Origin of the sequence: Methanimicrococcus hongohii (assembly GCF_032594095.1) — an archaeon.
Lineage (GTDB): Archaea > Halobacteriota > Methanosarcinia > Methanosarcinales > Methanosarcinaceae > Methanimicrococcus > Methanimicrococcus hongohii.
Window position 1 is genome coordinate 356385 of record NZ_CP131059.1, and the last position, 12068, is coordinate 368452.

Annotated in this window: 11 protein-coding genes; 7 read left to right on the top strand and 4 right to left on the bottom strand. The window is 40.7% G+C overall.

Annotated features, from left to right (window positions below):
• Positions 1–1271 precede the first annotated feature (1271 nt).
• From MmiHf6_RS01600 to MmiHf6_RS01625, 6 genes are all read left to right on the top strand, one after another.
• On the top strand, positions 1272–1574 hold the full coding sequence (locus MmiHf6_RS01600) for a Dabb family protein (RefSeq protein WP_316557967.1): 303 nt from the start codon (positions 1272–1274) through the stop codon (positions 1572–1574).
• A 183-nt stretch (positions 1575–1757) separates the two neighbouring features.
• Positions 1758–3227 carry a proline--tRNA ligase gene (gene proS, locus MmiHf6_RS01605; RefSeq protein ID WP_316557968.1) on the top strand — a complete coding sequence of 490 codons (1470 nt, stop codon included), beginning with the start codon at positions 1758–1760 and terminating at the stop codon, positions 3225–3227.
• Between the two features lie 394 nt (positions 3228–3621).
• The gene (locus MmiHf6_RS01610; protein ID WP_316557969.1) at positions 3622–4137 is read left to right on the top strand and encodes a protease inhibitor I42 family protein; all 516 of its coding nucleotides are present in this window, start codon (positions 3622–3624) and stop codon (positions 4135–4137) included.
• A 432-nt stretch (positions 4138–4569) separates the two neighbouring features.
• Complete coding sequence (locus MmiHf6_RS01615) at positions 4570–5391, top strand: protease inhibitor I42 family protein (protein WP_316557970.1); 822 nt, start codon at positions 4570–4572, stop codon at positions 5389–5391.
• A gap of 383 nt (positions 5392–5774) precedes the next feature.
• Positions 5775–6140: a hypothetical protein gene (locus tag MmiHf6_RS01620; protein ID WP_316557971.1), complete on the top strand. Its 366-nt coding sequence runs from the start codon at positions 5775–5777 to the stop codon at positions 6138–6140.
• A gap of 245 nt (positions 6141–6385) precedes the next feature.
• Positions 6386–6817, top strand: coding sequence for a protease inhibitor I42 family protein (locus MmiHf6_RS01625; RefSeq protein WP_316557972.1), 432 nt, complete (start codon positions 6386–6388; stop codon positions 6815–6817).
• A 100-nt stretch (positions 6818–6917) separates the two neighbouring features.
• Here the strand turns inward: MmiHf6_RS01625 and truD are convergent, their stop codons facing one another.
• The 4 genes from truD to MmiHf6_RS01645 all read right to left on the bottom strand — a co-directional run bounded on the left by truD (position 6918) and on the right by MmiHf6_RS01645 (position 11182).
• Positions 6918–8276: a tRNA pseudouridine(13) synthase TruD gene (gene truD, locus MmiHf6_RS01630; RefSeq protein WP_316557973.1), complete on the bottom strand. Its 1359-nt coding sequence runs from the start codon at positions 8274–8276 to the stop codon at positions 6918–6920.
• Between the two features lie 96 nt (positions 8277–8372).
• Positions 8373–8720, bottom strand: a complete 348-nt coding sequence (gene pth2 / locus MmiHf6_RS01635) for a peptidyl-tRNA hydrolase Pth2 (protein WP_316557974.1) — start codon at positions 8718–8720, stop codon at positions 8373–8375.
• A 36-nt stretch (positions 8721–8756) separates the two neighbouring features.
• Positions 8757–10403 (bottom strand): beta-Ala-His dipeptidase, encoded by a 1647-nt coding sequence (pepD, locus tag MmiHf6_RS01640; RefSeq protein ID WP_316557975.1) that lies wholly within the window; start codon positions 10401–10403, stop codon positions 8757–8759.
• Positions 10404–10438: 35 nt separating this feature from the next.
• Positions 10439–11182, bottom strand: a complete 744-nt coding sequence (locus MmiHf6_RS01645) for a hypothetical protein (RefSeq protein ID WP_316557976.1) — start codon at positions 11180–11182, stop codon at positions 10439–10441.
• 130 nt (positions 11183–11312) lie between these two features.
• Between MmiHf6_RS01645 and MmiHf6_RS01650 the strand changes: the two genes are divergently transcribed.
• Positions 11313–11951, top strand: a complete 639-nt coding sequence (locus MmiHf6_RS01650; RefSeq protein ID WP_316557977.1) for a uracil-DNA glycosylase family protein — start codon at positions 11313–11315, stop codon at positions 11949–11951.
• Positions 11952–12068: the final 117 nt, after the last annotated feature.

Sequence of the window (12068 nt, forward strand, 5' to 3'; positions counted from 1 at the left end):
GTTTGTTTTTTGATAAAAATAAATGAAAAGTCCGAAAACCGCCACGCAAACGAGATTCGTGAGCGAAGCGAGCGACATCGAGGCTTGCGGATTCTTACCGCGCCGAATAAAAAGTTCAAGTTCAGTCTTTCATGGATCTAAAATCAAAAAACAGAAGCTGTAAATTCGTCGAATCGTGGTAAGAATCTCCAACTCCTCTTTCCCTCCGCTCCGCTTCGGGAACTCGTCGTTGGAGGGTCGGCGCTTTGTCTTTTCATTTCAATTTCCGGACAAACCCAAACATCCCTTTTCTTTAATCCAAAAAACCCGAACGCCCGATAAAATCCAAAAAAAAGAAATCTTTTGAAGAAAAAACGGCGTTCGATTTTCTTTTAGATTTGAAATAAAAACGATGTTTGTTTTTTGATAAAAATAAATGAAAAGTCCGAAAACCGCCCTCGCAAACGAGATTCGTGAGCGAAGCGAGCGACATCGAGGCTTGCGGATTCTTACCGCGCCGAATAAAAAGTTCAAGTTCAGTCTTTCATGGATCTAAAATCAAAAAACAGAAGCTGTAAATTCGTCGAATCGTGGTAAGAATCTCCAACTCCTCCTTCCCTCCGCTCCGCTTCGGGAACTCGTCGTTGGAGGGTCGGCGCTTTGTCTTTTCACCCAATTTTCCGGACAAACCCAAACATCCCTTTTCTTTAATCCAAAAAAACCGAACGCCCGAGAAAATCCAAAAAAAAGAAATCTTATGAAGAAAAAACGGCGTTCGATTTTCTTTTAGATTTGAAATAAAAACGATGTTTGTTTTTTGATAAAAATAAATGAAAAGCCCTAAAACCGCCCCGCAAACGAGATTCGTGAGCGAAGCGAGCGACATCGAGGCTTGCGGATTCTTACCGCGCCGAATAAAAAGTTCGAATTCGGCTGATTACAAAATTTAAATCAAAAAACGGAAGCTGTAAATTCGTCGACGCATGGTTAGAATCTCCAACTCCTTCTTTCCTCCGCTTACGCTTCGGAAACTCGTCGTTGGAGGGGGCGGTTTTCAAAATATAATTCAATCAAAAATCAATTGAAACATCTTTTTTATTTCAAATCTAAAAGAAAATCGAACGCCAATTTTTTAATGAAATCTATTTTAAATTTAGGGTTTTATCGGGCGTTCGGGTTCACCGATTTTCTTAAAAAGGGATGTTTGTTTTTAATTATCAAATTATCAATTTCAGAAATACCGGAATCCTTCTCAAAATACCTTATATATCAAAAAACCGTTTTGTCCAAACATGATTAAACACATTGTTTTGTGGAAACTCAAACCCGCCGCGGAAGGCAAAACCGGTGAGGAAAACGCCGTCCTTATCAAAAAAGAATTGGAAGGACTTTACGGCAAAATTCCAGAAATCAAAAGCATCCAAGTTCAATCCAATGAACTTGACGGCGCAGGAAATTATGATGTCGCGCTGATTGCCGAATTTGAATCTTATGAAACAATGACCGCGTATCAGAAAAATCCGCTTCACGAAGAAGTTGCCGTTTACGTGAAAAAAGTCGTTGAAACAAGAGCGGCAATTGATTTCGAAATTTAAGATTTGATAGACTTATTTAGATTTGATTCATTTTCTTTAATTTGAATTGATTTTCATTAAAATTTATAATATTTATTTCAATTTCATTAAAATTTCATTAAAATTTCATTTATTTCAATTTCATTAAAATTTCATTTATTTCAATTTCATTAAAATTTCATTTAACATGCGATTGGTGAATTTATGGCAGAAAATAAAAAAGAAGCCGGTAAAAACGATGCCGGCAAAGAGGCTGTTTTGCCTCCCAAATCCGATTTCAGTGAATGGTTCAATTCAATTATCGACATCGGACAAATCATGGATGTCCGCTACCCCGTCAAAGGACTTTACGTTTGGTATCCGTTTGGATTCGGCATCCGAAAGCGCGTTTACGGAATCATCCGCGACGTGATGGACAATTCCGGGCACGACGAAACACTCTTCCCGCTTTTGATTCCCGAAACAGAATTCATGAAAGAAGCCGACCACATCAAAGGCTTTGAAGACGAAGTTTTCTGGGTCACCCACGGCGGCACAACACCGCTTGACGTTCGTTTAGCGCTTCGCCCGACCAGCGAGACCGCCATTTATCCCATGTACAAACTTTGGGTGCGCTCCCACGCGGATCTGCCGCTGAAACTCTATCAAGTGGTCAACACATTCCGCCACGAAACAAAACACACGCGCCCGCTCATCCGCCTGCGCGAAATCACGTCATTCAAAGAAGCGCACACCGTTCACGCGACCTGGGAAGACGCGAAAAACCAAGTCGACGAAGCCGTCGGCCTGTACACTGATATTTACAGACAGCTTTCCGTTCCCGTTTTGATTTCAAGACGCCCCGACTGGGACAAATTCCCCGGCGGCGACTATACAATCGCGCTTGATACCATTATGCCCGACGGCAAAACGCTTCAGATCGGAACAGTTCACCATCTCGGAACAAACTTCGCGAAAACGTATGACATCCAATACGAAAACGCAGAAGGCGAACAAGAATACGCCAACCAAACCTGTTACGGCATTTCCGAGCGCTCCATTGCCGCGCTCATTTCCGTTCACGGCGACGACAAAGGACTCGTTCTGCCGCCCGCCGTCGCCCCGACTCAAATCGTCGTGATTCCCGTTCTCTTCAAAGACACAACAGAAGCCGTCATGAACGCGTGCAGCAATGTCGTCGATTCACTGAAAAAAGCCGGATTCCGCGTTGAAATGGATGCCAGCGACCTCCGCCCCGGCGCCAAATACTACAAATGGGAACTCAAAGGCAGCTGCCTGCGCATTGAAATCGGTCCGCGCGACTTGGAAAAGAATTCCGCCGTTTTGGTCCGAAGAGACAAAGGCGAAAAACAATTCGTTTCCCTTGACGGAATCGTTGAAACCGTCGACGCCGAATTAAAACAAATGGCTGATGACCTTTACACAACCGCCGAAGAAAAGATGAACGCCATGATCGCGCCGTCCGAAACAATTGAAGAAGCCGTTGCGCAAATCGGAAAAGGCGTTGCCACACTTCCGTGGTGCGGCTGTGAAGAATGCGGTATGAAAATCGAAGAAGAAACCAACGGCAGCATTCTCGGAACGCCGAATACAGCGACCGAAATCAAAAAAGGCAAATGTCCGGCATGCGGAAAAGAAGCCGAGCAGATCGTTTACATTGCTAAAATGTATTGAAAATAATTGTTTGTAATTGTTTGAAAGATTTAAAATGTGAATGATTGAAACCTTTTTTCAATTTCACATTTTTTATTTTTCATATTTTTTTCATATCTTCATACTTTTATCTCATACATTCATTTTTCATTAAAAGCGCATCCCCGTTTTGATTATTTTTTAAAATTTGTACGTTTCGCGCGCGTCGGCAGCATTAATTTTGATCAATCAACGGAGGAGTAAAATTTCATGTCTTTCTCCAAAAAAATATTTTAATTGATGCCGATTCTGTTTTTATACTTAAATTTTGAATAAATAGTAAATTTTTCTATTTAGAAAATATTATTATACAATCCCAAGATATATATTCATTTAATCCCTTGTTTGAATCTGTTTCGTAAGGAGCGGGTTTAGTATGAAAAAATTTATGAGTGCTTTTATTTTAATGGTTTTAGTTCTCACCGTTACAGCCGCGGGATGTTTGTCATCTGATGACGGCAACGGTTCTGCAAATGTGACAAACAACACATCCAACAACACAACGAATAATCCGGCAAATTCATCCAATACGATTGATTTGGACAATTCGTCAGCTTATTTGATTAAACAAATGAAAATTGCAAATGACTCAAAGTCGGTTGCTTTTGCTTTTGATGAAAACTCCACGGACAGATGGGAATTGATCATGGAACCTCAAGGTATTTTGGTACTGACAGAGGATGAACATCTTTCCCCCGAAAATGCAGAGAATGAATATGTCGGTCTTCATTACTGGAATTTTACAGCGGGAAGCACGGGAAAAACAATTCTTGACTTTAATTATGTCGTCGGAGAAAACGGAAAATCAATCAACCATATCATTTACATCATGGAAGTTGACAGTTCGGGAAATATTCACGTTATCAGTACATTGTACGAACGTTTGAATTGAACGCTTGGTTTGAATATTTGGATTGAACATTTGAATTGAACACTTTAATTTGTTTTTAATTCATTTATAATTCATTTATTAATTCATTTATTAATTCATTTATTAATTCATTTTTTTAATTTTTTATTTTATGATGAATTGCAGGTCATCCTGCATTTTTATTTTTTTATTTTTCAGCGATTGAGTTGAACAAATACTTTTGAAAATTATATTTATTCAACAGGATTGAGTTTAAATAGAAAAATGCAATAAATATTTTTGAAATTTTATTCAATTGTTTTTGAATGATTTTTCATTTTTTATATATCATATTCAGTGATTTAGTTATACTTTATTTAATATGATTTGATTCGTATTTTAGTGTGATTTGATTACTTGATGTTGATTTGTGTATTTATAAATAAATGGTTTTGATTATCAGGGGGGATACTTTTGAAAAATTTAATGAAATTATTGATTATCGCCGGGCTTATTTTGGCGGTTGCTTTTTCCGGCTGCCTTGGCAGCGACGATGATGTTGTCGATGAACCCGACAACAATACAACCGCCGAAGCAACGCACTTTTACAAAAATGTGACCGTCGAAGACAATGACACCGTTGTCAAATTCGAATTAACGTCCAATCCGAGCACCGGTTACGGCTGGACGGCAACGGCTAATAAAACAGGCATTTTGAATGAAACCGTCAACAATGTGGCAACACCCGACATGGTCGGCGCGCCCGGCGTTCACACTTTCTCTTACAAAGCCCAAGCCGCAGGAACAGTTGAACTGAATTTCAAATACGAAAGATCATTTGAAAACAACACGACTCTTGAAGATTTGACTTACGTCATTCAGGTTTATCAAAACAACACTGTTGAAATTTTGTCCGTCACATCACCGACCGGAAACCTTTTGCCGCTTTCCAAGAACGTGACGCTTGAAAACAACAGCACTGCCGTCAAAATGATGTTTACGGAAAATCCGACGACAGGATACACCTGGAATATTTCAATGACGCCTTCTGATGTTTTGAATATTTCTAAAGACCACTTCGACACGCCGGCAACAGACTTGGTCGGCGCCGCCGGCGTTCACACCTGGCAGTTCGAAAGCTTAAAAGCAGGTAATGTTTCTTTGGTTTTTAACCACAACAGATCTTTTGAAGACAACAGCACAACGGAAATTGTCGTTTTCGGTTTGAAAACAAATACAGACAAAACGATTGAAATCCGCAGCATCAGCTTGGATACCGTTACAAATGTTCAGTAACAGCAACAGCAGAAATAAAAATTAAAATTTGAATACGGTTTTTCCGTATTCTTTTTTATTCTTTTTTTTATTCTCTTTCCTTTAATCCTTTTTTGCCTGCGCCGCCGCGCGCGAATTGCCCCGTTTTTATTTTGATTTTCAAACTTGTTCTGCGTTTTTGTTTTATTTTCAATTGAAACCTAAACATCCAATTTTTCAAAATCGGTGAACCTGAACGCCCGATAAAACCCTAAAAAATGACTTTGATTTCATTAAAAAACGGCGTTCCGTTTTGAAAAGAAATTGAATTAAAGACGATGTTTCAATGATTTTAAATTGAATTAAAGTTCAAAAACTGCCCCCGCAAGTTGAGATTCCCGAAGCGAAGCGGAGGGAATTGAGACTTGGCGGATTCTTCCTATACGAAAATAAAAACTTCAAAACCGCTGATTGTTAATATGCTTTTCAGCTTTTGCAAAGTGCCGTCTTGTGACTGTCTTTTATTGCTGCCGATCCCGGCCGGGCCTGCAAGTTTGCAACTATCTTTTAGTGTTGCCGCTTGGAGTCAGGTTTGCGTTGCTGCTGTCAATCAGATCTGTGTTTCTGCGTGCATCTGCTCATTTTTTAAAAATCCGTTCGCATTCGCGAACGTGCCGCTGCCACCTGCCGTTTACGTTGCCGCTGCTGCCTGCAGGTTTCTGTTTCCGCTTGCAATCAGGTTTCTGCTCGGCAGCAGCTGCCCGCAGCCGCGCGAACCGCACCAATTTTAAAAAGACCAAAATTGGAAATACATTTTTGAAAAAAAATCAAAAATGGGAAATACATTTTTAAAATTAAAAAAGGCAAAAGGAGAAAACACATTTTAAAATAATGAAAGCCAAATGAGTAATCTTGTCATGAAATCCGGAAGTTTTAAGAAACAAGTTTATATTTTAAACAGACATTAAATAAAATAAGTTTATATTTGAAATAAATATTATATCTCAAAAACATTTGAATGATTTCAGGACAAACTATGAAAAAAGCGCCGGCTCTGTTTCTTTTGATTATTTTATGTATTTCCGTTCCTTTTTCCGGATGCCTTTCAGTCATCGAAGATTCCGGATTGACGGGCGACAAAAACGATCCCTATAACAGCGCTCCGATGCAGAAAATGTTTAACCGCGAACATACAAATGTTCAAATCCGGCTTCGCGAAATTCCCGAACAGCGCTGGTCAGTCGGCGTTGATTCATCAGGCATTTTAAAAATAACCGACAGCGCTTACGTTGCCGACGAATACATTTTCAACGAAAAAGGATACCACAAATGGGTTTTCCAAGGCGTTCAACCCGGCGTTGCAACCGTTACTTTTTCATACGATTATAACGGCACCACTGTCACAAAGCACACACTGACCGTTTATGTAGATGAAGAAGACATGTCGCTGCGGATTTACGAAAAATGATTTGTTTTGTTCATTATTTTTTCCATTCATTTTTTCAAAAAAAAATCGGAAAAGAATTTTTTTTCAAAAAATAAAAACTGAAAATAAAAAAGAAAGAAAATCAGCTCATATTGAGCGGATTTGTTTTCATATATTCGCGCAAAACAGTTGTCGCGTAACTTCCTTTCGGCAATTTGAATTCAATTGTCAGCTTTGTCTTGCCTTCAATCAAATCATCCGCCGCGACTTCGACGCTCGGCTCAACTTCAAGCAAAATCTCTTTTCGAAGACCGCGGGAAGCCGTTTCCGGAAACGCCGGCACTTTGAAATCTTCAGGCGTAAAACCGGTTTCTTCAATCAATTTTCGTTCGATTTCGCCCGGAATGCCGTCTGCAAGAGGCGTCTCGGATCCGAAAAGCGGCGCCGTAATAAAAGCGCGTTTTCGCTTTAAAAGAGCGTTGATACCGTCAATATTGTCTTCATCGACTTTTTCAAGACGCGTCGGGTCAGGCGTTTTGTCTTTTGCGCGGTAGCAAACAATGTCGCCGACGACCGCTTGGTTCAAAGAAAGACCGCTTTTCAGGCGCTCGCAAATGATGCGGTTGAAAAGCCACGATTGATAAGCATGAATAAACATGGTGTAGAGGTTCTTCGGAAGAATCATGAAAGCGCCTTTAAAATCACCCGGGCGCGCAATTAAATGATTGAGAAGCGCTTTTTCGTGTCCCAAATAATCGGGCAGTTTCAAAACGCCGCCTTTCAGGTCACCGGTTTCCGCGATATAGCGGCGGATTTCTTTCGTTTCTTCAGGTTCGTCGGGATAAACTTCGGAAACGTAGCGCATCACCGCTTTTTCCAAGTCGCCTTCCAATATGTCCGCGCCGACATGATGCGTGACGGGGCGCTTCGATCCGAATCTTTGAATGCCGAAGAAATTCGGAACGCCGCCCGCTTTGATGATTTCAGCTGTTGTTTTTTCGGCGGCGGCTTTTGCTTCACTTTCCGTTAAATCGATGTTTCGAATAACGATTTGAAACATATTTCCTTCCAAGTCGCCGAGACCGATGGGCTGCTGAGAGCGGCCGAGAACGCGAACAGAAATATCTTTTAAATGAACGTTTTCAACTTGCTCTTTTGTCACGTCATAAAGACTCATTTTCTGAACCGTGACCGCTTTTTTGTCCTTCGTTCCCGCGTATGTGATCCGTTTGTGACTGATTCCGAGCGCGCTTGAATACGCTTTTAAAAAGTGGTTCGTGTCCCAATTCTCTTTTGTGACTTCAACCATCAGATATTTGCGGTTTTTATCAATCACATCATTCTCTTCATAAGGATAATTTGAAATTTCTTCAACGACGAAGTCCGCCGGCCTGTATCTGAGAATACCGTTGACGCCGGGCGTTGTTGTCGAATAAAGACTGATTCCGATTTCTTTTTCCAAAGCGGGAACTGAAATATCGGATGGCTGAATGTCTGTCATAATCATTTCCATAAAAACATCATTTACTGACGCTTTAATATTTTTAACAATTTTTAAATTTAAAGCACTTTTTAAACTTAAAGCATTTTTTAAAATTTAAAGCATTTTTAAATGTCCCGTTATCTTATCGATTTTCTCTTCCTGAGCGGGACCGATTCCGAGAACCGTGATCGTTCCGGGCGCGATTTCCGTTCTGCCCGCATCCGTAATCAGCGCCGTCGGCAATCCTTCTCTTCGCGCTTTTTCTTTGAGCTCGAACAGTTCCTGTAAATTCGCGGCTTTCAAAACGACTTTCTTCTGGCCGCCGGCTTTCCAGGCGTCCAGCTCTCTTTTGTCGGCCCAGTCGGCTGACGAGACTGCCGCGTGCGCGACCTGAACCGCAAGCTTTCCCGGCGAGAGCTTCAAATCCGTTCGCATGATAATGCATTGCTTATATTCACCCATAATTCTTCCTCGCGCTTACACAGACATACTTTTCATTTAACCGTTTGCATTTGTGTTCGGAAACGATTTTAAAATTTCTTTCAAATAAATCCAAACCTTTTCGGCCGCTTCCAAATTCAGCGTTTCGTCAGGCGTATGCGCGCCGGAAATATCGGGGCCGATTGAAATCATTTTCATCGCGGGAATCATTCTGTGAAAAACGCCGCATTCTAAACCCGCGTGTATCGCCGTAATTTTAACTTCGTTCCCGAACGTTTTTTCGTAAATATCGGCGCACGCTTTCAGAAATTCAGAGTTGAAATCCGGCTCCCACGGTGAATAAGTGTGTGTGATTTCAAAATGGAAATGATGTTTATCGGCAAGCGTCATCATTTCTTTCATTTTCTCTTTCAGTTTGACTTCGTTTCCGGAACGAAGACTGAATGTGATTTCAAGTTCGCGTTTTGATTTTTCCGTGTAAATGTCCAAATCGGATGTGTCCGGCTCTTTTTCCGTTCCTTTGAAATATTCCGAACTTGATTTTGTTCGAATCACCGCCAAATTTCCGGAAACCAAAACCAAATCGGAAATAAATGCCGACATTTCAAAAACGCCGTTTGGAATCGCATTCAGAAAACTCATGATTCTTCCTGTATTTTTGGCGGAAAACGATTTGAGCGTCGATGCATTTTCTTTGAAATCAAGTTGGAAAACTTCAATAGTCAAATCCGGATCATTAAATCCCGGGCCGGATTTTACTTTTTCAGCAAAAGCGGCCGCTGTTGATTGCAATTGATCAAAAGGAATGTTCGTTACAAAAGATAATTCGGCTTTTCTCGGAATCGTATTTGCAGCGGTCCCGCCTTTGATTTTGATCAATTTCAGTTTATTTTGAGGATATTTTTCAACAAGCAATTCAAAAAAGCTGATGATGATTCTGTTTGCATTTCCGCGTCCGATGTGGATATCCGTTCCTGAATGACCGCCGAGAAGACCTGATACAACAATGTTGTAAGGCAAAAGCGCTTCGTCACAATCGCCGTCGGCGTCATCATTGATGCACGCGTCTTCAACATCTGCCAATTTCTTGAATCCGATTTGCGTTCCGCCCGCGCATCCGACGATGATCACACCTTCTTCTTCGGAATCCAAGTTGATCATAAAATCGCCCGATATGAAATCGGGATTCATGCCCTGCGCGCCCGTTAAGCCGATTTCTTCATCGGTTGTAAATAAAAGTTCAAGAGGCGGATGACCGATGTTGTCAGATGCCGCAATTGCCAGCATATACGCCATTCCGATTCCGTTATCGGCGCCAAGTGTCGTTCCGTCTGCCGCGAGATATGAAATGCCGTTTTCTTCAAAATAACGGAGCTGCAGCCCGTCGGTTGTAAAATTGTGTGTCGTTTCCGCTCTTTTTTCGCAAACCATATCGGTATGCGCCTGCAAAACGACTGCCGGCATATTTTCCATTCCGGCAGACGCGGGAACTTTGATGACAATATTATTGCAATGGTCGCGATTCGTCACAAAGCCGTGATCGTTTCCGAATTTTTCAAGCCACGCCGCGATTTGTTCTTCATTTTTGGAACATCTCGGAATGCTTGAAATTTCTTCAAAAAAAGATAAAACCGTTTTAAAATCCGGATCTTTCCAACGGTTTTGAGAGATATTTTCCGTCATATTTTCCGTTATATCTTCCATGTCATTCACCAAGTTTCTGTTATTTGCCGGCTTGATTATTCATTTCGTTTTAATGAAGCTGCCAATGCTTCTTTTAAGATTTCCGCATTTATCGGGTCGGCTTTTTTCGTCAGCTGTTCAATGTAAATTTTATTTTGATTTTGATTTTGATTTTGATTTTGATTTTGATTTTGATTTTGATTATGAATCGCTTTTCCCGCCGGCGGTTTGAGTAAAAGGATATTTCCGATTTCAACACCTTCGCCGATTCCTGTAACTGTTTTTAAAATCATTTCACCCGATAAAGAATCCGGCAGAATCAGAAAGTTTGCTTCTTTAACGGCATCTTCAATCAAAATCGTATAGTGCTTCGCCGAAATGCCTTGCTCGTTCAGTTTCTTTTCAAGCGCGTCGGCGTCAATGATTGTTTTATCGACATTTTCATTCCGTCCGATGTCGCCCGCGCGGCCACCCGAAATAATTCCGATTTTTGGTTTGATTCCGAGATTTTGAATGATCGGGAGTCCGATTTTTACGCAGAACTCCAAGTCTTCCAAATCAGAATTCATGTCCGGTCCCGCCGGCGCGGTAAAGAGCAGCTGCTCCTTCGCCGTTAAAAAAACGGATAATCGGAAGATCTTGTCAGCGCCTGTTTCTTTTTTGATATTTTCATAAACATCATTTGACGGGCGGTTTCCGAGAAGAATGATCTGATCGGCGGCGAAAGGCGCAGCGGATGAATTGTTATCGGATGAATTATTGTCAGATAAAACGGGAAATAAAGATTGAACGGAAATCATTGTATCATTGCCGAAATTGAAATTTTGAAGTTTTGTAATTTTGAATTTTTATAATTTTATAATTTTTAATACTTTCACTCTCTATACAAAGCATTAATTAATAAACCTGTCATTGTTTGAAAGGATTTCTATGACAGTCGACATGAAACAATATTTGGATGATTTTATTCGGGAAAACGGTCTTTTTGAAAATGAAACAGTGATTTTGCCAAACGTTTCTGTCAATCCCGAAACAATAAAAGTGATTATGATCAACGAAGTTGCGCCGAAAAATCCGGCGGATGATTTTTACGGGTCAGGCACATCCGGCGCACCCGACGCTCTCGACACACCCGATTACATGAAGACGACAAAAATGCTTTTTAAATCGGCCGGAATCGATATTGAAACGGCAGAAGATTTGCTCGCGCTCGGCATTTATGTCACAAACGCCGTTAAAACGCCGAAAACGGAATACGCGATTGAGACGAAAACAATTTTGGAACACGCGGTTGTTTTGGAAAAAGAATTGGAATTGTTTCCGAATTTAAAAGCGGTCATGCTGATGGGCGATGTCGCCAAAAAGTCTTTTAATTCGATTTCCAAAAAAAAGACAAAGAAAGCCGTCATTCCATCGGGGTCGACTTACAAATTAAGAAAAGAAAAGTTCTATGACGGCGATATCCGCGTTTTTCCGTCATATATCATGACCGGCGGCAATATTCTTATTGAAAAATCAAAAACAATCATGATTGCCGAAGATTTGGAAGAAATGAAAGCATTCCTTTAAAAAGAATAAGCGCTTCTGTATTTCATCGGATTCAATCGATTTTAATTTTATATACTTTGACGCATTCAGAATTTCACACATCTGAATATTATTTTAAATTCAATCTTTCAAAGGAGT

Bases quoted from the DNA above. Each gene is read 5' to 3' on its own strand.
- MmiHf6_RS01600 (WP_316557967.1), top strand. From the start codon at position 1,272: ATGATTAAACACATTGTTTTGTGGAAACTCAAACCCGCCGCGGAAGGC.
- proS (WP_316557968.1), top strand. From the start codon at position 1,758: ATGGCAGAAAATAAAAAAGAAGCCGGTAAAAACGATGCCGGCAAAGAG.
- MmiHf6_RS01610 (WP_316557969.1), top strand. From the start codon at position 3,622: ATGAAAAAATTTATGAGTGCTTTTATTTTAATGGTTTTAGTTCTCACC.
- MmiHf6_RS01625 (WP_316557972.1), top strand. From the start codon at position 6,386: ATGAAAAAAGCGCCGGCTCTGTTTCTTTTGATTATTTTATGTATTTCC.
- truD (WP_316557973.1), bottom strand. From the start codon at position 8,276: ATGACAGACATTCAGCCATCCGATATTTCAGTTCCCGCTTTGGAAAAA.
- pth2 (WP_316557974.1), bottom strand. From the start codon at position 8,720: ATGGGTGAATATAAGCAATGCATTATCATGCGAACGGATTTGAAGCTC.
- pepD (WP_316557975.1), bottom strand. From the start codon at position 10,403: ATGGAAGATATAACGGAAAATATGACGGAAAATATCTCTCAAAACCGT.
- MmiHf6_RS01645 (WP_316557976.1), bottom strand. From the start codon at position 11,182: ATGATTTCCGTTCAATCTTTATTTCCCGTTTTATCTGACAATAATTCA.
- MmiHf6_RS01650 (WP_316557977.1), top strand. From the start codon at position 11,313: ATGACAGTCGACATGAAACAATATTTGGATGATTTTATTCGGGAAAAC.